We start from the raw sequence: 24,471 nt of genomic DNA on the forward strand, positions 1-24,471 counted from the left end.
GGCCATGGGCACAGGTGACGGGCAGGCATCCGGCCCGGGATGGCACGTGGTGGTCACCGGTCCCCGGACTGGTGACCAGCGCCGTGAGGCCCTCGACTTCCTCGCCGTGTCCTTGGGGCATCGGCCGGGGACCTTCGAGGTCACCCACCGTTGCGCCCAGTGCGGTTCCGAGAACCACGGCCGGCCGGAGCTGCGTCACAGCCGGTTGGCCCGGCACCGGCGGGGTCCGGACGCCCTCACAACGGGGGGACTGGCAGCGCCACTGCCGGCCGTGAGCTTCAGCCGGGCTGGTGGGTGGCTCGCCACCGCCTGGCTCGGGGTGCCGGACACAGTGGCGGGCTGGCGGATCGGGGTCGACCTCGAACAGGCTGGGTCCGCGGCCTTCGCCGAGCCCGCCGAACTGGCCGGCGTCGGCTTCTCTGCGGAGGAGGAGTGGCTGGTCGGTGCCCTGGACGACCATGTGCGCCCGGGAATCCGCGGCCTGCTGTGGTGTGCCAAGGAGGCCCTCGCCAAGGCTCGGGGCACCGGCTTCACCGGTGACCCGGCAGATGTGGCCGTCACGGTGCCCGGGACTCTGGACCTGACGGTGCCGGACCGGCCAGGGTCTGTCATCGTTCCGGATCGCGATTGGCCAGGAGGCCATGCCCCCGATCACCTGCTCGGCGCCGTCGTGCTCCTGCCGCCAGCCGGGCACCGGCCTCCGGCGGAGACGGGTTCCGAAGGAACGCCCGCCGCGTCAGCGTGACGCAGGGAAGGCCGGCAGCCCGGGCTCGCACAGCCAGGGGCGCAAGACCGTGCGTGCATGGCCGGCCGGGTGACCGGCTGCCTCGGCATGGCGGTCGGCATGGTCCAGGAACATCCCTGTGTCCACGGAGGCGTGCCGGTGCTCGGCCACCCAGGAGCGGATCAGGTCGGTGAACACCTCGTCGCCGAGGGCCCGGTCGAGGGCGAACAGGGTCAGAGCTCCGCGCTTGTAGATGCGGTCGTCGAACATCAGCGCAGGCCCCGGGTCCGCCACCACCAGGTCCTGCGCCTTCAGAGCCAGACCTTGCCAGGCTGTGCGGGCCAGCGAAGCCAGCGTGCCGTGCCCGGATTCCGCGCCCCACAGCCACTCGCTGTAGCAGGCGAATCCCTCGTGCAGCCAGATGTCCTTCCACTGGCGCAGGGTCAGCGCATTGCCGAACCACTGATGCGCCAGTTCGTGGGCCACCAGCCGCTCGGCGGCCCAGGAGCCCGTCAGGTGGTTGGCCCCGAAGATGGACAGGGACGCCGCCTCCAGCGGAATCTCCAGGTCATCGTCCGTCACCACGGCCGTGTACCGGTCGAAGGGGTAGGGACCGAAATGCCAGCTGAAGCACGCCATCATCTCGGTCTGCCGTCCGAGGACCTCCTGCGCGCGGGCCTGCAGTGCCGGGGAGACGGCGAGGAAGACCGGAGCCGATTCTCGTTCAGACGCCGGTTCGGACATCTGACCGGGCGTCCGGCCGGCAGTCTGAGCAGACGTCTGGTTGGAGCTCCGGCCCGGTGCTCCGCCGGCGCCCTGGCGGGGGACAACGGCGTCCGTGGCACGGTGGCGTCCGGTGGGGTGCTCTGGCACGGCCACCAGCTGGTACCGGCCGATCTGCAGGGTCACAAGGTAGCTGGGAGCCGGGTCACGCAGTTCCCAGGTCCACTCCTCGCGCGAAGAACGGCGCCGGTGCCCGGTGGGCAGCCCGTTGCAGACCGGCAGATAACCGGCGTCCGTGGCTACGGTGAAGTGGTAGGTGGACTTCACCGAGGGGTGGTCCACGCAGGGGAACCAGGTGGCGGCGCCGTTGGGCTGGCCGGCCACGAGCACCCCGTCGGTCAGTTCCTCCCAGCCGATCTCGCCCCAGGGCCCCGTCAGCATCGTCGGGACGCCGGCGTAGGAGACCTCGAGCGCGAGTGGCGCGCCGGCGTCGAGGGGGGCGGCCAGGTCGATGACCAGCCGGCCCTTCCGCGTTGCGGTCTTGGCCACCTTGACGGTGCGGCCCTGCGAGGCTGCGGTGACCTTGCTGACCGAGAGCTCGTGCAGATCCAGTTCGATCCGCTTCGCCGGCCGCAGGACGGTTCCCTCGAGGCGGGCCCGTCCGGCGATCCGGTTGGCCGCCAGCTTGACCTCCAGCTGCAGTTCGTAGTGGCCCACCGTGAAATCCGGGGTTCCCGATCCTGGGATGTAGGGATCGGGCAGGACCGGGGTTTCCTCACTCACGGGTGGCTGTGCTCCTCGGGTTCATCGGCGGTGTTGACGGTCTTCGTGGCCTGCTCGGCGGCGTCCCGGTTGGCGGCCCTCACGGCTGCCCGGCCGGCCTTCTCCTCGAGCCGTTCCAGTCTAGTGATCGCCGCAGCGCGGCCCTTGACCTTGGGTCCCTTCCACGGCGCCACCGGGTTGCCGGTCCACCATGAGTGGCCCGGGACGATCTCCCCTCGCATGATGAGCGATCCGGCGCCGACCGTGCCGCCGTCGTCGATGGAGGCTGCCGGCAGGATCACGGAGTTCGGACCGAGGGTCGAGCCCGCGCCCAGCGTCACGGTGTCCAGGGACATGACGCGGTCATGGAACAGGTGGGTCTGGACCACGCAGCCCCTGTTCACGGTCGAGGAGTCGCCCAGGGTCACCAGGTCCGCCTCGGGCAGCCAGTAGGACTCGCACCACACACCGTGGCCGATCCGGGCGCCGAGCGCACGCAGCCACCAGACGAGAGAGGGGGTGCCGGACGCGATCCGCCCGAACCAGGGGGCGGAGACCACCTCGATGAAGTTGTCCACCACCTCGTTGCGCCAGATGAAGGAGCTCCACAGGGGATGCTCGCCGGTTCTGATCCGACCGACCAGGACCGTCTTGGCCAGCACGGAGCAGCCTGCGGCCAGGGCGCCGGCCAGCATCAGCACCACGCCGCCGAGCATGGCGGCGAGCCACCAGCCGCCTGGCCCGGCCCCGGTCGCAGCGCCGCCGCCCAGCTGTGCGAGCCCGTCGAGGGCGATCACCACGGCCACGGCGATGACCACGGAGCACCAGACTGCCAACAGGCGCAGGGACTCCCAGGCGCTGCGCACCACCTTGAGCCTCGCCGGCGGAGCGTAGGTCAGGGCGTCGTCACCCTCGACCTCCGTGCGGCGAAGACGCACTGGTGGGGACCCCAGCCAGGAGGAACCGGACTTGGTCTTCTTCGGGGTGGCGGACAGGACCGCCACGAGGGAGTTCTTGGAGAGCTTGCGTCCGGCGGCGACCATGCCGGAGTTGCCCACGAAGGACCTCTTGCCGACCTTCGCCTGCCCCACGTGCATCCAGCCGCGCTGCAACTCGTAGGAGCCGATCATCGTGTCGTCGGCGAGGAACGCGCCGTCGCCGATCTGGGTCAGTGCCGGCTGGAGGATGACCGTGGAAGCCTCCACGTTGGTGCCGACCTCCGCCCCGAGCCACCGCAACCAGACCGGGGTGAAGCGGGAGGCGTACAACGGGAACAGCAGATCACGCGCCGTGTCCAGCACCCGCTCCGTGGCCCACAGCTGCCAGCCGATGCGGGAACGAACGGCGTGGTAGCCCTCCGTCACCCCGAGGGACAGCAGGCGCACGGAGACCACGGTGAAGAGCATGTTCGCCCCGAACCACACCGCGGCGATCAGCGGGGTGGCCGCCAGCAGTCGCCACGCGGAACCGAAGACGGTCTCGGGTGCGGTGGGCGATCCGGGCTCGCCGGACTGGCCGACCTGCGGGGCGTCCGGCCACCAGATCAGGGACCACAGGCCCACTAGGGCCGCTGCCAGCGCCGCGGCCGCGGGCAGCAGGGCCAGGACGCCGGAGCCGATGGTGGACAACACGAGCCACCCTGTGGCGCGCGGCGGGTCGATGTTGGGGCCGTCGTACCGGGCCTTGCCGAGCCGCTGTGCGGGCGAGCCGGCGTACTCGAGGCCGTCCTTGGCCTTGCCGATCACCGTGGACCCGGGCTGGACCACGGTGCCGGTGCCGACCGCGGCACCGGGCATCAGGGTTGATCGGGTGCCGACCACGGCGTCCTGACCGACGGTGACGGCACCGATGTGGACCACGTCTCCGTCGATCCAATAGCCGGACAGATCCACCTCGGGTTCGATCGAGCTGCCCGTGCCGAGGTCGAGGAGGCCGGTGACCGGGGGGACCGAGTGCAGGTCCACGTTCCGGCCGATGGTGGCCCCGAGCAGGCGGGCATAGGTGGGGACCCACAGGGCACCGCCCAGGGAGACCGGGTCCACGAGGTCGGAGATGTGCTGCGCCAGCCACAGCCGCAGATGGACCTTGCCGGACCGCGGATAGGAGCCTGGCTGGATTCCACGCAGCAGCAACCGGGCCGTCACCACAGAGAGGGCCATGCGGCCCGGCGGGGACACGAACACGAGCCAGCCGGCCAGTACCCACCACCAGGAGACGGTCGGGGCGCCGGGCAGGACACCCCAGGCCGCGGCCAGGTTGGCGCCGGCGGCCAGGTAGACGACCCAGCGCATGGCCACGAGGATGACCAGGGGGATGCCCATCAGCGTCTGGAACACCTGGGCCCGGCGGGCGGTGCGGACTACCGGGCGCGGTTCCACGGGCTCGGCAGGTTCCACCGGCCTGCCATCGTTGCCGGTGACGGCCTCCAGCAGGGCTCCGGCGCGGGGGTGGGCGTAGACGTCCCGCACGGTGACGGAGGGATAGCGGGTGCGCAGCCGGGAGACGAGTTGGGCTGCGGCCAATGACCCGCCGCCGGAGGCGAAGAAATCGGTGTCCAGGTCCTCGGGGGCGGTGCCCAGCACATCCGCCCAGTGGGTCAGCACCCAGCCTCCTGGGGACTCGGGATCCACGGGGAGGTCGGTGCTCGGGCCGGAGCCGCCGTGGCCGGCGCCCGCTCCCACTTGACCCGGAAGCGGCCAGGGCAGCGCGTTGCGGTCCACCTTGCCGGACGTCTTGGTGGGCAGGGTCTCCACCGTGACCAGGCGGGGGACCAGTGCTCCGGGCAACTCCTGCTCGAGGAGTCGGCGGAAGGCTTTCAGGTCCGGCCCGTCCTGCCCCGTCGTCGACGCCGGCACTGCCAGGTACCCGATGAGCAGTTGGGTTCCGGCCGGGGTCGTCTGGACCGCGGCGGCACCGCCGGCGACGCCCGGCAGGGCCTGGAGCGCCGCATCGATCTCTCCGAGTTCGATGCGGCGGCCGCCGAGCTTGACCTGCTCATCGGCTCGGCCCACGAACAGCAATCCGTCCGGGTCCCACACCACGAGGTCCCCGGAACGGTAGGCGCGGTCCCACCCGAGGGACTCCATCGGGGCATACTTCTCGGCGTCCTTGGCCGGGTCGAGGTAGCGGGCCAGTCCCACCCCGCCGATGATGAGCTCGCCCGTCTCGCCCTCGGCGACGGGGATCCCCGTCGCCGGATCCACGATGGCCAGGTCCCAGCCGTCCAGGGGCAGACCGATCCGGACCGGCCCTTGACCGTCCATGGGAGCGGCACAGGCCACCACGGTGGCCTCGGTGGGCCCATAGGTGTTCCAGAGTTCACGGTCGTCCTCGGCCAGGCGGGCGGCCAGATCCGGCGGGCACGCCTCACCGCCGAAGATCAGCAGGCGCACGTTCTCCAGGGCCTCCGGAGGCCACAGGGCGGCCAGCGTCGGTACGGTGGAGACCACGTTGATGGAGCGGGAGACAAGCCAGGGGCCGAGGTCCATGCCGGAGCGGACGAGAGAACGTGGGGCGGGAACCAGACAGGCACCGTGGCGCCATGCCAGCCACATCTCCTCGCAGGAGGCATCGAATGCCACGGAGAGCCCGGCCAGGACCCGGTCGCCCGGGGCGAGAGGATCGTCCTGGAGGAAGATCCGCGCCTCGGCGTCCACGAACGCGGCGGCGTTGCGGTGAGTGACGGCCACACCCTTGGGCGTGCCGGTGGACCCGGACGTGAAGATGATCCAGGCATCGTCCTCCGGCCCGGGCGCACGGGGACTAGGGAACGGCTTGGGACGCTTCGAGGACGTCTGCACCCGGCCCTGACCGGAGAGGATGGCGGCGACCTTGGCCTCGGAGAACACCAACCGGGCCCTCTCGTCCGGGTCGTCCGCGTCCACCGGGACGTAGGCGGCACCGATGTACAGGGTGGCCAGGATGGAGACGTAGAGCTCCACCGTTCCGGACGGGACCCGGATGCCGATCCGGTCCCCGGCGCCGAGGCCGGCACCGTGCAGGGCTCGCCCTGTCGCTTTCACCTCGTCCAGCAGCTCCGCATAGGACAGGACGGTCTCGCCGTCGTCCAGGGCCGGTGCCTCGGGATGCTGCTGGGCGGTGGCCTCCAGCAATTGGACCAGGGTCCGGACCGGAGGGGCCTTCTCAGCGGCGGGCAACTGTGGCGCATGGGGGGACACGGCGGCGTTCGGCCTACTTCCAACTCAGGGTCAACGGGATCGAAACGGGATAAACGTGCGGATCGAAAAAAGAATGCCTGTCATCTTATCGTGATTGCTGTCCGATGGCTGAGAGATGTGGCCGCTTGGCGGACATCCGCCGTTATGCCCGGCCGCTGACCCGTCCACCGGCAGGCCACCGGCGGGCCTACGGCAGGAGCAGTGACTTTCCGGTGGTGCGGCGGGACTCGAGGTCCCCGTGCGCCCGGCCTGCCTCGGCCAGGGGGTAGGTGGCGCCGATCCGGAAGTCGAGGGTGCCGGCGTCGAGGGCGGAGAACAGTTCCCGGGCCCGCCACCGGGTCTCGTCGGCGGTTAACGTGTGGTGCACCAGGGTGGGGCGGGTGAGGAACACCGAACCGGCGGAGTTGAGGCGCTGGGGGTCCACCGGCGGCACCGGCCCCGAGGCGCCACCGAAGAGGGCCAGGGTTCCACGGATCCGCAGGGAGGCCAGGGACTCGTCGAAGGTGTCCCGGCCGACTCCATCGAACACGGCGTCCACGCCGCGGCCACCGGTGAGGTCCCGCACGGCGTCGGCGAACCCCGAGTAGTCCAGGACGTGGCTGGCGCCCGCCGCGCGGGAGAGCGCCTTCTTCTCCTCGGTGGAGGCCGTGGCGATGACGGTCGCGCCGTGGGACACGCACAACTGGGTCAGCAGCAGGCCCACGCCCCCCGCGCCGGCATGCACGAGGACCGTCTGGCCCGGCTGCACCTCCACGGTGGACCGGCACAGGTAGTGGGCGGTCATGCCCTGCAGGGGGATGGCCGCGGCCTCCGCCGGGTCCACCCCGCCCGGCACCGGCAGCAACTGGTCCACCGGGGCGGTGAAGTACTCGGCGTAGGTGCCGGAACCGGCCGCCGTGGCCACCACATCTCCGACCGTCACGGACGCAGCGTCGGCCTCGGGGCCGAGGGCCACCACCGTCCCCGACCCCTCCGAGCCGGGGATGAAGGGGTGGGGCATCCGGTATACGCCCGAGCGCTGGTAGGTCTCGATGAAGTTGAGGCCGGCGGCCGCTGTCCTGACCAGGACCTCCCCGGGGCCCGGTGACGGGACGGGGACCTCCGTCCACTGCAGGGCCTCCGGTCCTCCGGAGGCGTGGACACGAACGGCATGCTGGGCGCTGGGAAGGGAAATCTCGGTCATGGTGCCTACCGTAGTCGCGCCCGGCGGCCCCTGGGGCGGTGATGCGTAGACGGTGCGTGGTCCCACGGTGACCGTCGGGTGAACAATCCTCCGGTGCCGGACGACCCGGTGCGGCCCGGTCTTGCATAAATATTGGCATCACTGCATATTTCCCCTAGCATGGGCGCATGAGCCTCACAGTTGCCGTCTCCGGCGCCAGCGGATATGCCGGAGGAGAAGTCCTGCGCCTTCTTCTCGCCCACCCCGAGGTGGAGATCGGGGCCATCACGGCCCACTCGAACGCCGGGGAGCGACTGGGCTCGCTCCAGCCGCACCTGCACGCCCTGGCTGATCGCGTCCTGCAGGAGACCACCGCGGAGGTGCTGGCCGGACACGACGTCGTCTTCCTGGCCCTGCCGCACGGCGCCAGCGGTGCGATCGCCGCCGAACTCGAGCTGCTCTCGCCCGGCACCCTCGTGATCGATGCCGGCGCGGACCACCGGCTGCAGTCACCGCAGGCCTGGGAGAGGTTCTACGGCTCCAACCACGCCGGGACCTGGCCCTACGGCCTGCCCGAGCTGCCGGGGCAGCGGGCGGAGATCGCCGGGGCGTCGCGGATTGCCGTCCCGGGCTGCTATCCGACCACGTGCCTGCTCGCCCTCGCCCCCGGTTTCACCGCCGGTCTCCTCGTGCCGGAGGACGTGGTGATCGTGGCCGCCACCGGGACCTCCGGAGCGGGCAAGGCCCTCAAGCCGCACCTGCTGGGCAGCGAGATCATGGGCTCCATGAGCCCCTACGGCGTGGGGGGCGGGCACCGCCACACCCCGGAGATCGAGCAGGGGCTCACCCAGGCGGCGGGGGAACCCGTCACGGTGTCCTTCACTCCGACGCTGGCGCCCATGCCCCGTGGCATCCTGGCCACCGCCACGGCCCGTCTGCATCCCGGAGTGGACGCTGACGAGGTCCGGGCCGCCTGGGAGCAGGCCTACCGTGAGGAGCAGTTCGTCCACCTGCTGCCCGAGGGGCAGTGGCCCACCACCCAGTCCGTGCTGGGCTCCAACCACGTGGTCATGCAATTGGCCGTGGACGAGCATGCCGGCCGCGTCATCATCACCGCCGCCCTGGACAACCTGACGAAGGGTACCGCCGGCGGCGCCGTCCAATCCATGAACCTCGCTCTCGGCCTGGCCGAGGAGACGGGGCTGACCCAGCAGGGGATCGCACCATGAGCGTCACCACAGCCCAGGGATTCCGCGCCGCCGGTGTGGCCGCCGGACTGAAGTCGACCGGGAAGCCGGACGTGGCCGTCGTCGTGAACGACGGACCGGACCGCCACGCGGCAGCCGTCTTCACGACCAACCGGGTGGCTGCCGCCCCCGTGGTCTGGTCGCGCCAGGTGGTCGCGGACGGGCGTGTGGATGCTGTGGTGCTGAACTCGGGCGGGGCCAATGCCGCCACCGGCCCCCAGGGGTTCCAGGACACGCACGCCACCGCCGAACATGCCGCCGGACAGCTCGGGATCTCTCCCGGGGACGTGCTGGTGTGCTCCACCGGCCTGATCGGCCTGCCCCAGCCGATGGACCGGTTGATCCCGGGAGTGGCCGCCGCCACCGGAGCGCTGGACGTTGAGGGTGGAGCCGATGCGGCCGAGGCCATCATGACCACGGACTCGGTGCCCAAGACCGCGGTCCACCGAGGCGCCGGGTACGTGATCGGCGGCATGGCCAAGGGTGCTGGCATGCTCGCACCGGGAATGGCGACCATGCTGTGCGTCATCACCACCGACGCCGCGGTGGAACCCGCCGAGCTGGATGGGGCATTGACCGAGGCGGTCCGGACCACGTTCAACCGCACGGACTCCGATGGCTGCATGTCCACGAACGACACCGTGGCGCTACTCGCCTCCGGTGCGAGCGGGACCCGACCGGACGCAGCGGAGTTCCAGGAGGGTCTGCGCACGGTCTGCGCGGACCTGGCGCGGCAGCTGATCGCCGACGCCGAGGGCGCCGCCCACGAGATCTCCATCCAGGTGGTCGGCGCGAGCACCGAGAAGGCTGCCGAGGCGGTGGCCCGCGCGGTGTCCCGGTCCAACCTGTTCAAGGCCGCCGTGTTCGGTCAGGACCCCAACTGGGGGCGTGTCATCTCGGCCGTCGGCACGGTTCCGGAGGAGCTGGCCCCGTTCGACGCCGGGCGCCTCGACGTGCACTTCAACGGCGTCCAGGTCTGCCGTGACTCCGGGGTGGGCGAGGACCGGGAGCTCGTGGACCTCTCCCCACGCGAGGTGAGCGTGGTGATCGACCTGCACGCGGGAGAGGCCACCGCCACCATCTGGACCAACGACCTCACGCACGACTATGTGCATGAGAACTCCGCGTACTCGAGCTGAGGACCACCATGCGTGAGATGACAGACACGACCGGTGCTACTGACACCGGCGGGACCACGGGGACCACCGACGTTCCGGGTTCCCCGGACGATGCTGCAGCCAAGGCCGCCGTGCTGGTGGAGGCCCTGCCCTGGATCAAACGCTTCGCCGGCACCACCATGGTGATCAAGTACGGCGGCAACGCCATGGTGTCGGATGAACTGCGCAGTGCCTTCGCCGAGGACATCGTCTTCCTCCACCACTGCGGCATCCATCCTGTCGTGGTGCATGGCGGCGGGCCACAGATCAACACCATGCTGAGCCGGCTCGGAATCGAGTCCGAGTTCGCCGGGGGACTGCGTGTTACCACCGCCGAGGCCATGGACGTGGTCCGAATGGTCCTCACGGGCCAGGTCGGCCGGGAGCTCGTGGGCCTGGTCAATGGGCACGGGCCCTATGCCGTCGGCATGTCCGGCGAGGATGCCGCCCTGTTCCAGGCACAGCGGACCGGCACCGTGGTGGACGGCGAGCCCGTGGACCTCGGGCTGGTCGGCGAGGTCACCCAGGTCAACCCGAGTGCCATCCGGGACCTGGTGGAGAACGGGCGGATCCCCGTCGTGTCCTCAGTGGCCCCGGAGATCAGCGCCGACGGGCAGGCCACGGGTGAGGTGCTGAACGTCAACGCGGACACGGCCGCTGCGGCACTGGCCGTGGCGCTCGGTGCCTCGAAGCTCGTGGTCCTCACTGATGTCGAGGGCCTGTACTCCCACTGGCCGGACCGGACATCCCTGATCTCATCGCTGTCCGCCGGCCAGCTGCGCGCGCTGCTGCCCACTCTCGAGGCCGGGATGATCCCCAAGATGGCCGCCTGCCTCCACTCCGTCGACGGCGGGGTGCCCCAGGCCCACATCGTGGACGGCCGGGCGCCACATTCGATGCTGCTCGAGGTCTTCACCACGGCCGGGGTAGGGACCCAGGTCCTGCCCGATGACCACACCGACTGAGGGACCATGATGAACAACCCCACCGCTGGCGCCGCCGCTGATTTCGCCGATCACGCCGCCACCTCTGCTACGACACCTGCCGGTCCCACGGCGGCACCTGCTGCCGTCGGAACCGGCTCTCCCTCCCAGACAGGACTCCTCGGACGCTATGCCACCTCGCTGACCGGAGTCTTCGGTGCCCCCAGCCGGGTCCTGGTCCGTGGCGAGGGTGTGCATGTCTGGGATGCCGACGGCCGCCGGTACACGGACTTCCTCGGGGGCATCGCCGTCAACGCGCTCGGCCACGCCCACCCGGCACTGGTGGCAGCGGTGACCGAGCAGCTCGGCACCCTGGGCCACATCTCCAACCTCTTCACCTCCGGCCCGCAGATCGCCCTCGCCGAGCGACTGCTGGAGTTGGCCGTGGCCCCTGAGGGATCCACCGTGTTCTTCGCCAACTCCGGGTCCGAGGCCAATGAGGCCGCCCTGAAGCTGGCGCGCCGCCACGGGCGCGAGGATCCCTCCGGCCGCCGCACCCGGGTCCTGGCCCTGGAGAACAGCTTCCACGGCCGCACCCTCGGCGCCCTGGCCATGACGTGGAAGCCCGCCTACCGTGAACCGTTCGAACCCCTGCCCGGGGGCATCGAGTTCATTCCCGCCGGTGACGCGGCAGCGCTGGAGGCCGCGCTCGATGAGACCGTGGCCGCCGTCATCCTCGAACCCGTGCAGGGCGAGTCCGGCGTGCACGGCTGGCCGGCCGGTTACCTACAGGCCGCCCGTGACCTCACCCGCCGTCACGGCGCGCTGTTGATCTTCGACGAGGTCCAATCTGGCACCGGCCGCACCGGGACCTGGTTCGCTCACCAGAATCCCGCTGTCACCGGGGAGGACGAGCCGGTGGTGCCGGACGCGATGACGCTGGCCAAGGGCCTGGGCGGCGGCGTCCCGATCGGCGCCATGGTCAGTTTCGGCCCGCAGGTCTCCGCCTTGCTCACGGCCGGTCAGCACGGCACCACCTTCGGCGGCAACCCCGTCGCCACCGCCGCCGGGCTGGCGGTGCTGGACACGATCGCCCAGACCGGCCTGCTGCAGCACGTCCATGACCTCGGCGCCCGGTTGGCGCGCGGACTCGGCGCCGTGGCCGGGGTCACCGCGGTGCGCCAGTACGGCCTTCTCATCGGCGTGGACATCATCGTGCCCTCCGGCATGGAAACCCCGGTGCCCGATGGCGGCCTGGCGCCGGCCGTGGTCCGCGCCGGTCTCGAGGCAGGATACCTGCTCAACGCCACCGGACCCTCCACCCTCCGCCTGGCCCCGCCACTTGTCCTGGGGGAGGAGGAGGCCGACCGAGTGGTGGCCGATCTCCCGTCGCTCCTGGAAGCGGCCCTGCAGGCACACCGGCAACAGCACGATCAGGAGAATTGAGCATGACCCCCAGCACCACGCCGTCCGCGGCGGCGCCACTCCGGCACTTCCTCGTCGACACCGATCTCACCGCGGCCGAACAGTCAGAGGTCCTGGACCTGGCGCAGGCCATGAAGGCCGACCGCTACCTGCACCGGCCCCTGGCCGGGCCGCAGACCGGCATCGTTTTCTTCGACAAGACCTCGACCCGGACGCGGGTGTCCTTCGCGGCTGGCATCGCCGACCTCGGCGGGCAGCCCCTGATCGTCAATCCCGGTGAAGCCCAGCTGGGCCACAAGGAGTCCATTGCGGACACCGCCCAGGTGCTGTCCCGGATGGTGTCCGTCATCGTCTGGCGAACGTACGGTCAAGCGGGTCTGGAGGAGATGGCCGAGCATGCCACCGTGCCCGTGATCAACGCACTCTCGGACGACTACCACCCCTGCCAGTTGCTGGCCGACCTGTTGACGGTGCGCGAGCACAAGGGGCGCACGGAGGGCTTGGTCATGACCTACCTCGGGGACGCCGCGAACAACATGGCCAACTCATACCTGCTGGCCGGCGTGACCGCGGGGATGCACGTGCGCGTTACGGGGCCCTCGGGATACCTGCCGGACGTGGCCGTGGTAGCGGCCGCCGAGGCCCGCGCTGCCGCAACAGGGGGGTCGGTGCTGGTCACGACCGATGCCGCGCAGGCCCTGGACGGTGCTGACGTCGTGGTCACCGACACCTGGATCTCCATGGGCCAGGAAGAGGAGAAGGAGGCCCGGCAGACCCTGTTCCGTGACTACGCCGTGGACGCCCGAGCCATGTCGAAGGCCGCGCCGGATGCGGTGTTCCTGCACTGCCTTCCGGCCTACCGGGGCCTCGAGGTCTCTGCAGAGGTCATCGACGGACCGCAGTCAGTGGTGTTCGACGAGGCCGAGAATCGCCTGCATGCCCAGAAGGCCCTGATGGCCTGGCTGCTCTACCGTTCCGGCCTTGCCGCCACGCCTGCCACCGAGTCGGCCGGCGCGGCGCTCGGTGATGGACGGGTCTCCACCGTCGGTTCCGCTGACGTCCGATGAGCGCTCCGGCCACCAAGACCGCACGTCAGGCGGCCATCAAGGACGTCCTTGCCGCCACAGACGTGCACAGTCAGGCCGAGCTGCTGACAGAGCTGGGCGTCCGGGGTGTCTCGGTGACGCAGGGGACGCTGTCCCGTGATCTCGTCGAGCTGGGCGCCTACCGGGTGCGCGCTGACAGCGGACAGCTGGTCTACTCGGTTCCGCCGGAAGGGCCGGTGCCGGGGGAGCTCGCCGCGCGGCGTGCTCCGGAAGCACTGGAGCACCGGCTCTCCAGCCTGTGCCGGGACCTGCTGGTGGCGGCTGAATCCAGCGCCAACCTGGTCATTCTCAGAACTCCACCCGGCGCGGCACAGTTCCTCGCCAGCGTCATCGACCAGTCACGCCAACCGGACATCCTCGGCACGATCGCCGGAGACGACACGATCATGATCGTGACGCGTGCGCCGGACGGGGGAGTCGCCGTCGCCGGGCGGTTCCTCGAATACGCGGGGTAGCCCGCGCGGTCTCGCCGAGCGGGCGGGACTAGAGCCCCGGGACGGAGAAGATCGTATCTTCGGCCGGCATCTCCACCGTCTCCACGGCGTCCCACTCGGAGAAGTCGATCGTGCCGGTGCCGGACGAGGAGCCCGAGGGGGAGGCGGACTCGTCGTCGGAGGACGCCGCTTCGGCCTCGAGGCGGACCAGCTTGTTGTCCTTGGACACGTAGAGGCTCACGGGATCTTCGGAGTCCTCGGTGCTGCCGGTGTACTTGTAGACCTCTTCGCCGTTCAAGTCGACCGCTTCGGACGTGTACTCGGAGTCGCTGAACTCATCGGAGGAGGGAATGTCCTCGGTGAAGGCATCCCAGAGGGTGGACATCGTGAAACCGCCCTGTTCGGCGGGCATCTCCAGCCACTTGTCACCCACCATCTCCTGCAACTGGGCGCCGCCCCCGTTCTCCTCGTAGAAGGCGGTGTTCGGCTTCATGTAGGTGTACTCGTCATTGCCGAGGATCTCGACCGAGACGTCCCCCATGGCCACGTTGCCGGAGTAGGACGAATCGTCGATCTGACCGGAGATGGACACGGTCATGTCCTGGTCGCCCTGGGTCACGCTGCCGTCGATGGCCACGGAGCTCGTGTCCTCGATCGAGGCGTGCGCCTCGGGCCATACGTCCTCCAGCGCCGGAACGCCGGAGCCTGCGCAGCCGGCCAGGGTCAGGGCCGCAGTGGCACCCAGGGCGGTGATGCCCAGAACGCGGAGCGGCTGGCGCTGGGTGGTGGTGATGCTCATCGGCATAGAGGTCCCCCTCGAGACTGTTGATCCGGTGATGTCCGGCCGCAGGGTGCGACAGGGCGAAACGATCACGGATCAGTCCAGCCTATCGGCGCCCGGCACCAACGCAGAACGCGTTGGATGGGGAGTACTCCCCATCCAACGCGTTCGTTGTGTGCTGCTGGCAGCCGGCGTGGACCACTGGTCCGTCCGGTGCCGTCAGCCGGTGCTACAGATCCGAGCGGTCAGAATCAGGCCGGCAGGTGCAGGGTCTGGCCGACGAAGATCAGGTTCGCATCGGACACGGTGTCGGCGTTGGCCGCGTACAGTGCCTCCCAGCCGCCGTCGACCCCGTGGGCCTCGGCCAGCTTGTACAGGGTGTCGCCGGCCTGGACGGTGATGGTCTCGTCCGACTTCTCGACCGAGGACACGGCGGAGGCGCGCTCCTCCTGGACCGGAGCCTGCTGCTGGGGTGCCTGCTGCTTCGGCTCGGCCTGCTTCTTCTCGGCCTTGGGCGCGCTCTGCTTCTTCTCGACCTTCGGAGCAGCCTCCTGGGTCTGGGAAGAGGACTCGGCGGACTGGGTGGTGACCTCGGCGCTGCCGCCGTTGCCGTAGAGACCCAGCTTGGCGGAGCAGGCGGGCCAGGCGCCCCAGCCCTGCATGGAGAGCAGGTTCTCGGCCACGCGGATCTGCTCGGCCTTGGAGGCCTGGTGCGGCATGCCGGAGCCGCCGGCGGCGCTCCAGGAGCTCGGGGAGAACTGCAGGCCACCGTAGTAGCCGTTGCCGGTGTTGATGGACCAGTTGCCGCCGGACTCACACTGGGCCAGGGCGTCCCAGCTGGAGGCCGGGGCTGCGGTGGCGGGTGCGGAGAGGGCGGTCAGGCCGGCGCCGGCGACGGCAACGCCGGCGAGGCCTGCGGCCGAGCGGCGGATGATGGTGCGGCGAGTGGACTGGGAGGCAGTGGAAGTCTTCTGCATGGTTTTCTGGGGTTTCGGCCCACCACTGCTCAGGTCGTCCCCGACCGTCCATGCAGCACCGTCCGCCGTCCGCGATGGATTTCACGGCACGGGGTTCCCAAGGGACGGTGCAGGTGGGGGAACCCCGCAGGCTTCCTGCCAGATCACGAAAAGATCACGAAGCAGGACTAGGTCCAGTGAAATGCATCAGAACGATAACGTCAAATTATCCCCGGAGTTCCGAGTGGATTCTCATCCTGCTCTCATGCGCGGAGCTCGGGATCGTCCAGGAGTGCCCGCATTGAATCGAGTCCGAACATGTCGACGGCGGCGCGGGCGCTCACGGGACCTTCGTCCGGGTCCGCCCCGGCCGCCAGAAGCGTCCGCACCGACTCCTCGTTCTGCACGAAGACAGCGCAGGACAGTGCTGACTGTCCGCGGCCGTTGAGTCGATGCACGTCGGCGCCCCGGCTGATCAGGTCCGTGACCAGCCCCGGATGGTTGTTGTAGGTCGCCAGGATCAGCAGGGTGTCGCCCTTGTGGTTGGCGAGGTCGACGGGGACCCCCTGGTCGAGGACGGGCAGCAGCCGGTCGCCGTCCCCGGCGCGGGCCAGGTCAAAGAGGGAGTTCAGGAATTCCAGCTCCTCGTCGGTCAGCTCCGGCGTGCTGTTCGCTGTCGGCTGGTCGTCGGACTGGCTGGAGTGTGGGGTATCGCTCGTCATGGCACCAGATTACGGTGAGAGCACGGCGTCGTGGAGGAAGTTCTGTGGAGGGAACGACGCGGTCTGCTTGGCACCGCAGGTCGGTTCGGCTTGCCATGCATAAATATGTAGACTCGTGCATAGAGCAGGTCGGCCGTTCCGTACGTGGTGCGCGGCCCCGTGACACGCAGCATCGCAGGCGGCAACGCCGGCACTATCGCAGGCAACAGAAGGAGTACGCAATGACAGAGCGCATCGTCTTGGCCTATTCAGGCGGACTGGATACGTCGGTGGCCATCGGTTGGATCAGCGAGGCCACGGGTGCCGAGGTGATCGCCGTGGCCGTGGACGTGGGCCAGGGTGGCGAGGACCTGGAGACCATCCGCCAGCGCGCCCTCGACTGCGGTGCCGTCGAAGCCTATGTCGCTGATGCCCGGGACGAGTTCGCCGAGCAGTACTGCATGCCCACACTCAAGGCCAACGGCCTGTACATGGATGCCTATCCACTGGTCTCGGCCATCTCCCGGCCGGTCATCGTCCGCCACCTGGTCGCCGCCGCCCGCCAGTTCGGGGCCTCCACCGTGGCCCACGGCTGCACCGGCAAGGGCAATGACCAGGTGCGCTTCGAGGTCGGCATCCAGACCCTGGGCCCGGACCTGAAGTGCATCGCGCCCGTCCGTGACCTCGCCCTGACCAGGGACAAGGCCATCGAGTATGCCGAGCGCCATGAGCTGCCGATCGTCACCACCAAGAAGAACCCCTTCTCGATCGACCAGAACGTCTGGGGCCGCGCCGTGGAGACCGGCTTCCTCGAGGACATCTGGAACGGACCGACCAAGGACGTCTACGACTACTCGGACGACCCGGCCTTCCCTCCGGCCCCGGACGTGGTCACCGTGACCTTCGAGCAGGGGGTGCCCACCGCCCTGGACGGCCGTTCCCTCTCCGCGTTGCAGATCATCGAGGAGATGAACCGCCGCGCCGGCGCCCAGGGTATCGGCCGCATCGACATCGTCGAGGACCGCCTGGTCGGCATCAAGTCCCGGGAGATCTACGAGGCCCCCGGCGCGATGGCGCTCATGACCGCCCACCGGGAACTGGAGAACGTGACGCTCGAGCGCGAGCAGGCCCGCTTCAAGAAGACCGTGGACCAGCGTTGGACCGAGATCGTCTATGACGGACAGTGGTTCTCCCCACTGAAGAAGAACCTGGACACCTTTGTGGACGAGACCCAGAAGTATGTCTCCGGAGACATCCGGATGGAGATGCACGGCGGCCGCGCCACCGTGCAGGGACGTCGCTCCGACACCGGCCTGTACGACTACAGCCTGGCCACCTACGACGAGGGCGATGCCTTCGATCAGTCCTCAGCGCGCGGGTTCATCGACATCTTCGGCCTGTCCTCGAAGGTCGCCACCGAACGCGACGAGCGCGTGGCCGGGGACATGGACTCGCTGGCCGACGTCGCCCAGCTCTCGAACGAGAGCTGAGCCGTGCCCGAGATCGTGCCGGAGGACCGCCGGGGTCCAGGGGCCCCAGGCCGCCCTGGGCCGACGGAACGCCATGGCACCAACGAGGGCTCGTTGTGGGGCGGCCGGTTCGCCGGCGGCCCCGCCGATGCCCTTGCGGCGTTGAGCAAGTCCACCGACTTCGACTGGCGGCTGGCCCGGTATGACATCGCCGGGTCCCGGGCCCACGCCCGAGTGCTGCAGGAGGCCGGCCTGCTCGACGACGGGGAGCTCCGGGGCATGCTGGCCGCCCTCGACCGTCTGGAGGACGATGTCATCTCGGGCGCCTATGTCGCCTCCGAGGCGGATGAGGACGTGCACGGCTCCCTGGAGCGTGGACTCATCGAGCGGGCCGGGCCGGAGCTGGGCGGCAAGCTCCGCGCCGGCCGGTCCCGCAACGACCAGATCGCCACGCTGGGCCGGATGTTCCTGCGCGACCACGCCCGGGTGATCGCCGCCCGCCTGGTGGAGACGATCGACGCCCTGGTGGCCCAGGCCGAGGCGCACCCGTACGCGCCGATGCCCGGCCGGACGCACCTGCAGCACGCGCAACCGGTGCTGCTGAGCCATCACCTGCTGGCTCACGCCTGGGCGATGGCCCGGGACGTGGAACGCTTCGTGGACTGGGACCGCCGTGCGGCCGTGTCGCCCTACGGTTCGGGTGCCCTGGCCGGCTCCTCGCTCGGATTGGACCCGAACGCGGTCGCCACCGAGCTGGGATTCAACTCCGCGGCCTGGAACTCGATCGACGGCACCGCCGCGCGGGACGTCTTCGCGGAGTTCGCCTGGGTGAGTGCCATGGTCGGCGTGGACCTGTCCCGCATCAGTGAGGAGATCATCTTCTGGGCCACCAAGGAGGCCGGCTTCGTCACCCTGGACGATGCCTACTCCACCGGCTCCTCGATCATGCCGCAGAAGAAGAACCCGGACGTCGCCGAACTGGCGCGCGGCAAGTCCGGGCGCCTGATCGGCAACCTGGCCGGTCTGCTGGCGACACTCAAGGGACTGCCGCTGGCGTACAACCGTGATCTGCAGGAGGACAAGGAGCCGGTCTTCGACGCCGCGGACACCCTGGAGCTGTTGCTGCCGGCGGTCTCCGGGATGATCGCCACGCTGACCTTCAACACGAAGAAGATGGCCGAGCTGGCGCCGCAGGGTTTCGCCCTGGCCACGGATATCGCGGAATGGTTGGTACGCCAGGGCGTGCCGTTCCGTGAGGCCCATGAGCTGTCCGGTGAGGCGGTCAAGCTGGCCGAGTCTCGTGGCGCGGAGTTGTGGGATCTCACGGACGAGGACTACGCCTCCATCTCCCCGGCCCTGACGCCGGCGGTCCGTACGGTCCTGTCGACCGAGGGCTCACTCAACTCCCGCAGCGCGCAGGGCGGCACCGCCCCAGTGGCCGTCGCGGCGCAGCTGTCCGAGCTCAGGTCCCAGCTGGAACCGCTGCGCGCCTTCGGGGACTCCTCGGTCCTTCCATGATTCCGAGAGGGCTGGAGCCCCTGGAACGCGGGAGCCTGCACGCGGCACCGCTGTTGCTGGGCTCCACGCTGACCGTGGCCCGTCAGGGGGCGCCGGTCAGCGTGCGCCTGACGGAGGTCGAGGCCTACGAGGGGAGCCGCGACCCCGGCTCGCACGGCTTCCGGGGGCGCACCGCCCGCACCGCCACCATGTTCGGTCCGGTCGGTCACATCTACGTGTACTTCACCTACGGGATGCACTGGTGCGTGAACATCGTGTGCGGTCCGGAGGGAACCAGCTCGGGCGTGCTGTTGCGCGCCGGCGAGGTGGTCGCGGGGATGGGCACCGCCCTCGAGCGCCGCGGTGTCGGTGCTGCGGCCGATTCTGCAGTCCGCCACCGACCGGCCAAGGTGGCCCGTCAGCTGGCCTCCGGCCCAGCCCGCCTGGCCCAGGCGCTGGGCATCGGCGCCGGCGACGACGGCTCAGCCCTGCTCCTCGGCCCGGCACCCGGCCAGGTGCTGGATCCGACCCCGGGACAGCCGGTACCGGACGGGATCTGGTTGTCCGGCCTGCGGTCCCGACGCCGGCCGGGGACCCTGAGCGGTCCACGCACCGGGGTCTCAGGCGACGGGGGCGGACCGGACTACCCGTGGCGCTTCTGGCTGCCGGACGAGCCCTCGGTGTCTCCTTACCGGGCGGCCAAGCCCCGGCGCCGTCGGGAGGGCCGGGAAGAGAGACGGGATTAATATGGCGTTCACCCCAACGGCTGTACCATGGATGGTCACTCGTTCCGAAGTGCCCAGCGGTTCTGGCGGATTCGTCGGACCCTTCGGGCACCATCGATAGCCCTAAGGTGTGCAAGGCATGACTGATGTGGTTCCGATCCACCAGACCGAACTGGAGCATGAGCGCGAATACGTCGCCGGGCTCTATGAGCGCCTGGACGAACTGCGTGCCGAGAAGGAGCGTCAGCTGGCCCGCGTCCGCAAGGACGGCCCGCAGGGCTCGGTGCAGAACGTCTCGGAGCGAGATGCGTTCGCCAGCCTCTACGAGGACCGCCTCGCTCAGCTCTACGCCGTCGACGACCGGCTGGTGTTCGGACGGCTGGACATGGACGAAGGCGATGAACGCTACATCGGGCGCATCGGCCTGACGGACGAGGAACAGGTCCGGCTCATGGTCGACTGGCGGGCCCCGGAGGCCGGCGCCTTCTACCAGGCCACCGCCCATCAACGGCTCGGGGTGCGCCGCCGCCGTCACCTGATGCTGCGCGGTCGCACCGTGGCCGATCTCGAGGACGACGTCCTGGACGCCACGCTGCTGGACGATGAATCGACCCATCACGGCGCTGGTGCCCTCCTGGCGGCCGTCACGGCCCGGCGCACCGGCCAGATGGGCGACATCGTCGCCACCATCCAGGCAGAACAGGACGCCATCATCCGCTCGCCCCTCAAGGGCGTACTGGTGGTCCAGGGAGGTCCCGGCACCGGCAAGACAGCCGTGGCCCTGCACCGCGCCGCCTACCTGCTCTACACCCACCGCGAACGGCTGAAGACGGCGGGCGTGCTGCTCGTGGGGCCGTCCCAGTCGTTCATGCGCTACATCGACCGCGTGCTGCCCTCCCTCGGCGAGACCGGCGTGGTCATGTCCTCCCTCGGCCGGCTGATGCCCGGCATCAAGGCCGTCCCCGAGACGGACCGGCGCGTCGCGAAGGTGAAGGGCCGGCTGTTCATGGCCGAGGTGGTGGCCAACGCCGTGGCCAACAGGCAGCGCCTCCCGGACGGGCCGCGCCGGGTGGATGTCGGCGGGACCACCCTGACCATCCGCCCGAAGCAGGTCCGCCGGGCGCGTGACCGAGCCCGGGCCACGGGCAAACCGCACAATGAGGCCCGCACCACCTTCGTCAAGATCATGGTGCGCGAGCTCGCCGATCAGCTGAAGGACAAGCTGGAGAAGTCCTCGGGAGCGGGCAACAACATCGACCGCGCCTATCTCTCCGAGGACGTCCGCACATCTCGGGACGTCCGGATCGCCTTGAATCTGTGCTGGATGCCGCTGACCCCGGAGAAGCTCCTCACGGATCTGTTCTCCAAGCCCGGGCACCTGGAGATGGCCGCACCGTTCCTCAAGGCGAAACATCGCCGCCGCCTGCTGCGTGCGGCCGACGCGCCCTGGACCGAGGCGGACGTCCCGCTGCTGGATGAGGCTGCCGAGTTGTTGGGGGAGTGGGACGCCAGTGCCGGCCGTCATCAGGCCTCACAGCAGGCCGACCGCAAACGGGACGTGGCCAACGCGGAGGCCACCCTGGAGAACGTCCACGCCATGCTCGAGGACTTCGGGGTGGATGGCGTTGTCTCCGCCGAGGCCCTGGCAGATGCCAATCAGGCCGGGGACCATTACGTCTCCGCCGCCGAGCGGGCCGCCACGGACCGGACCTGGACCTATGGACACGTGGTGGTCGATGAGTCTCAGGAACTCTCGCCCATGCAGTGGCGGTTGCTCATGCGCCGCTGTCCACTGAAGTCGTTCACCATCGTCGGGGACATCGCCCAGGCCTCATCGGCCGCCAACGTGACCTCCTGGGCCGACGCCCTCGAGCCGTTCGTCGAGGACCGCTGGCAGCTGGAGGAGCTGACGGTGAACTACCGCACCCCGGCCAAGATCACCCGGCTGGCCGCACGCGTGGCCCAGGAGGCCGGCCTGCCGGTATCCAGCCCGCAAGCCGTGCGCGAGGGTGACTGGGACCCGACGGTCTCCCGGGTGGCTCCTGCAGATCGGCGGGATGCCCTGCTGTCCGGCATCGCCGAGGACTTGGAACGGATCGACGGCGGGCTGCTTGCAGTGATCGCACCCGTCTCCCTTGAGGATGAGATCACCACCATGCTGCGTGCCAAGTACGGCGATCGGGTCGGCTCAGGCGGTGGGGGGCTGGGCCAGGACATCGTGGCCACCACCCCGGGCGAGGCCAAGGGGTTGGAATTCGACGCAGTCGTACTGCTCGAGCCGGCCCAGATCGTGGCGGAGGCCGGCGGAATCGTCGGCGATCTCTATGTGGCCATGACCCGGTCCACCCAGACCCTGCGGATCCTGGCCACCGGCGAACTGCCGGCCGGGCTGGAGTAGCCGCCGGGCCGGCGCCGGGCCCCGACCGCCACCGACGCACCCGCTGACCCTGACGCATCGACACTCCCCGAGAGGCCCTCCCCGTGACCAGCACGTCCACCACCGGTGCCCCCACCGTGAACCCGGCTCTGGCCGGACAGTCCAATGACCCGTCTTTCCCCACCCTCTGGCAGGAACTCCAGTGGCGCGGTCTCGTCCACGTCTCCACGGACGAGGCGGCCCTGGAGGAGTTGCTCGATGGCGATCCGGTCACCTACTACTGCGGTTTCGACCCGACGGCCCCATCCCTCCATCTGGGCAACCTGGTGCAGATCCTGCTACTGCGTCGGATCCAGCTGGCCGGGCACAGGCCCCTTGGCCTGGTGGGCGGCTCCACCGGACTGATCGGTGACCCACGGCAGACGGCCGAACGCGTGCTGAACGACCGGGACACCGTCACCGAATGGGTCGGGTACCTGCGCGGCCAGATCGAGCGCTTCCTGTCCTTCGAGGGAGACAACGCCGCGCGAATGGTCAACAACCTGGACTGGACCGGTCAGCTGAGTGCCCTGGACTTCCTGCGGGACGTGGGCAAGCACTTCCGGGTGGGCACCATGGTCAAGAAGGAGACCGTGGCCAAACGCCTGAACTCGGACGAGGGGATCTCCTACACGGAGTTCTCCTACCAGGTCCTGCAGGGGATGGACTTCCTGAACCTGTACCGCGACTACGGCTGCCTGCTGCAGACGGGAGGCTCGGACCAGTGGGGCAACCTGACCTCGGGGACGGACCTGATCCGCAAGGTCGAGGGTGTCTCTGCCCACGCCATCGGCACTCCGCTGATCACGAATTCGGACGGGACCAAGTTCGGTAAGTCGGAGGGCAACGCCATCTGGCTGGACGCCCGGATGTGCTCGCCGTACACCTTCTACCAATTCTGGCTGAACACCGCGGACGCGGACGTGCTCGACCGCCTGAAGGTCTTCACCTTCCTGACCCGCGAGCAGATCGGGGCCCTCGAGACCAAGGTGCGTGAAGAACCCTTCCGTCGGGAGGCGCAGAAGACGCTCGCTTGGGAGGTGACGACACTCGTGCATGGGGAGGAGGCCACCCGCAAGGTGATCGACGCTTCGGCGGCGATCTTCGGTCAGGGAGATCTGGCCTCGGTAGACGAGTCCACGCTCGCCGCGGCGACCGCCGAGCTTCCGACCGCGGACGCGGGCCTGGGAACGCAGGGTCCCGTCGGCATCGTGGACCTGCTGGTCTCCACCGGCTTGTCGGCGTCCAACTCGGAGGCACGTCGCACGGTCAACGACGGCGGTGCCTCGGTGAACAACGTCAGGGTCACAGATCTGGAAGCCACCTTTGGGACGGATAACGCCCTGCACGGGCGATACCTCCTGGTGCGCCGCGGAAAGAAGAACATGGCTCTGGTGGATCTGACTGCCTGACCACTGGGTCTGCCTGCGCGCCAGACCCCTTGACCACCCGCGTCTCGAACGCTCGAAGGGCCACCTCCCGAATCGCAGGACGGTGCCTCACCGACTGGCCGCTCCCTCACCGAGGGGGCGGCCAGTTCCGTTTCAGATCTGACCAGAAGGTCGGGGGAGACCTGCCTCACACCCTGGGTCGACTGCGGGTCGCGAGCCTGAGAATCCCCGGAATCACGGGCATCTGAGGTTGTGGAATGACCCCTGAGGCGGATTTTGCGGCGACGCGAATCCGTGTGTATAGTTCTTCAAGTCGCCAGCCGCGAAAGCGGGAAATCAGGTGGCCACCCCGAACTGAAATGCAGACCTAGACTACTGCGCCCTTCAAGGTGTAGTGTTAAGGTCCCGCATGAAGTACGGGCCATGCAGGAAGACGTGATTGAGCCCCTGAGCGGCCGTCACGGATCGCCTGGATGGGTATAACCGAAGAACTGAGATTTGATTCGAAAAATCGCCGGAAACGCGGATTTGACGGGATGAAATCGAAGGGATAAGGTTGAGAACCGCGGATGAGGAAAGCCGGAAAGCGGCCCAAAGAATTGGGTTTATCTGGTTAGTATTTATTACGTACCTGTTGTTTGAGAACTCAATAGTGTGCCAAGTTTGTTGATGCCAATTTTTTGAATTGGTTGAT

At 69.3% G+C, this 24,471-nt stretch carries 18 protein-coding genes; 12 read left to right on the plus strand and 6 right to left on the minus strand.

Translation table 11 applies throughout. The annotated features are described in order from the left end of the window. The first annotated feature begins 4 nt into the window (after positions 1 to 4). Positions 5 to 745 (plus strand): 4'-phosphopantetheinyl transferase superfamily protein, encoded by a 741-nt coding sequence (locus ABD134_RS14860; protein WP_344230722.1) that lies wholly within the window; start codon positions 5 to 7, stop codon positions 743 to 745. On the opposite strand, the gene ABD134_RS14865 is transcribed toward ABD134_RS14860, so the two are convergent. The 3 genes from ABD134_RS14865 to ABD134_RS14875 all read right to left on the minus strand — a co-directional run bounded on the left by ABD134_RS14865 (position 737) and on the right by ABD134_RS14875 (position 7,570). Continuing rightward, positions 737 to 2,230, minus strand: coding sequence for a M1 family metallopeptidase (locus ABD134_RS14865; protein ID WP_344230724.1), 1,494 nt, complete (start codon positions 2,228 to 2,230; stop codon positions 737 to 739). The two genes, ABD134_RS14860 and ABD134_RS14865, sit on opposite strands and share 9 nt — an antisense overlap. Beyond that, positions 2,227 to 6,387: a Pls/PosA family non-ribosomal peptide synthetase gene (locus tag ABD134_RS14870; protein ID WP_344230726.1), complete on the minus strand. Its 4,161-nt coding sequence runs from the start codon at positions 6,385 to 6,387 to the stop codon at positions 2,227 to 2,229. Before ABD134_RS14870 ends, ABD134_RS14865 begins: the two co-directional genes overlap by 4 nt. A 187-nt stretch (positions 6,388 to 6,574) precedes the next feature. Continuing rightward, on the minus strand, positions 6,575 to 7,570 hold the full coding sequence (locus ABD134_RS14875; RefSeq protein WP_344230728.1) for a quinone oxidoreductase family protein: 996 nt from the start codon (positions 7,568 to 7,570) through the stop codon (positions 6,575 to 6,577). A 167-nt stretch (positions 7,571 to 7,737) separates the two neighbouring features. On the opposite strand from ABD134_RS14875, the gene argC reads away from it, so the two are divergent. From argC to ABD134_RS14905, 6 genes are read left to right on the plus strand one after another with little or no spacing between them, the layout of a single operon-like run. Beyond that, positions 7,738 to 8,778, plus strand: coding sequence for an N-acetyl-gamma-glutamyl-phosphate reductase (argC, locus tag ABD134_RS14880; RefSeq protein WP_344230730.1), 1,041 nt, complete (start codon positions 7,738 to 7,740; stop codon positions 8,776 to 8,778). After that, on the plus strand, positions 8,775 to 9,935 hold the full coding sequence (gene argJ / locus ABD134_RS14885; RefSeq protein ID WP_344230732.1) for a bifunctional glutamate N-acetyltransferase/amino-acid acetyltransferase ArgJ: 1,161 nt from the start codon (positions 8,775 to 8,777) through the stop codon (positions 9,933 to 9,935). Before argC ends, argJ begins: the two co-directional genes overlap by 4 nt. Before the next feature lie 17 nt (positions 9,936 to 9,952). Beyond that, on the plus strand, positions 9,953 to 10,918 hold the full coding sequence (gene argB, locus ABD134_RS14890; RefSeq protein WP_344230734.1) for an acetylglutamate kinase: 966 nt from the start codon (positions 9,953 to 9,955) through the stop codon (positions 10,916 to 10,918). 9 nt (positions 10,919 to 10,927) lie between these two features. Continuing rightward, the gene (locus ABD134_RS14895; RefSeq protein WP_378108289.1) at positions 10,928 to 12,322 is read left to right on the plus strand and encodes an acetylornithine transaminase; all 1,395 of its coding nucleotides are present in this window, start codon (positions 10,928 to 10,930) and stop codon (positions 12,320 to 12,322) included. A gap of 2 nt (positions 12,323 to 12,324) precedes the next feature. Beyond that, entirely contained in the window at positions 12,325 to 13,368 is a 1,044-nt protein-coding gene (argF, locus tag ABD134_RS14900; RefSeq protein ID WP_344230738.1) for an ornithine carbamoyltransferase, read from the plus strand. After that, on the plus strand, positions 13,365 to 13,862 hold the full coding sequence (locus ABD134_RS14905; protein WP_344230741.1) for an arginine repressor: 498 nt from the start codon (positions 13,365 to 13,367) through the stop codon (positions 13,860 to 13,862). Before argF ends, ABD134_RS14905 begins: the two co-directional genes overlap by 4 nt. Positions 13,863 to 13,890: 28 nt before the next feature. Here the strand turns inward: ABD134_RS14905 and ABD134_RS14910 are convergent, their stop codons facing one another. The 3 genes from ABD134_RS14910 to ABD134_RS14920 form a co-directional block, all read right to left on the minus strand. Beyond that, entirely contained in the window at positions 13,891 to 14,640 is a 750-nt protein-coding gene (locus ABD134_RS14910) for a hypothetical protein (protein WP_344230743.1), read from the minus strand. A 233-nt stretch (positions 14,641 to 14,873) separates the two neighbouring features. Then, a complete protein-coding gene (gene rpf, locus ABD134_RS14915) occupies positions 14,874 to 15,599 on the minus strand; it encodes a resuscitation-promoting factor Rpf (RefSeq protein WP_344230745.1) in 726 nt (241 codons plus the stop codon). A gap of 242 nt (positions 15,600 to 15,841) precedes the next feature. Continuing rightward, positions 15,842 to 16,300: an ankyrin repeat domain-containing protein gene (locus ABD134_RS14920; protein ID WP_344230747.1), complete on the minus strand. Its 459-nt coding sequence runs from the start codon at positions 16,298 to 16,300 to the stop codon at positions 15,842 to 15,844. A 221-nt stretch (positions 16,301 to 16,521) separates the two neighbouring features. On the opposite strand from ABD134_RS14920, the gene ABD134_RS14925 reads away from it, so the two are divergent. From ABD134_RS14925 to tyrS, 5 genes are all read left to right on the plus strand, one after another. Then, positions 16,522 to 17,769, plus strand: coding sequence for an argininosuccinate synthase (locus ABD134_RS14925; protein WP_344230749.1), 1,248 nt, complete (start codon positions 16,522 to 16,524; stop codon positions 17,767 to 17,769). Positions 17,770 to 17,781: 12 nt separating this feature from the next. Then, positions 17,782 to 19,266 (plus strand): argininosuccinate lyase, encoded by a 1,485-nt coding sequence (gene argH, locus ABD134_RS14930; protein ID WP_378108288.1) that lies wholly within the window; start codon positions 17,782 to 17,784, stop codon positions 19,264 to 19,266. Next, positions 19,263 to 19,991 carry a DNA-3-methyladenine glycosylase gene (locus tag ABD134_RS14935; RefSeq protein WP_344230751.1) on the plus strand — a complete coding sequence of 243 codons (729 nt, stop codon included), beginning with the start codon at positions 19,263 to 19,265 and terminating at the stop codon, positions 19,989 to 19,991. The genes argH and ABD134_RS14935 overlap by 4 nt, the downstream gene beginning before the upstream one ends. A 136-nt stretch (positions 19,992 to 20,127) precedes the next feature. Continuing rightward, positions 20,128 to 22,368 carry a HelD family protein gene (locus ABD134_RS14940; RefSeq protein WP_344230945.1) on the plus strand — a complete coding sequence of 747 codons (2,241 nt, stop codon included), beginning with the start codon at positions 20,128 to 20,130 and terminating at the stop codon, positions 22,366 to 22,368. A gap of 83 nt (positions 22,369 to 22,451) precedes the next feature. Beyond that, on the plus strand, positions 22,452 to 23,798 hold the full coding sequence (gene tyrS / locus ABD134_RS14945) for a tyrosine--tRNA ligase (protein WP_344230753.1): 1,347 nt from the start codon (positions 22,452 to 22,454) through the stop codon (positions 23,796 to 23,798). Positions 23,799 to 24,471: the final 673 nt, after the last annotated feature.

Source organism: Citricoccus alkalitolerans (genome assembly GCF_039528175.1).
In the GTDB taxonomy this organism is placed as follows: domain Bacteria; phylum Actinomycetota; class Actinomycetes; order Actinomycetales; family Micrococcaceae; genus Citricoccus; species Citricoccus alkalitolerans.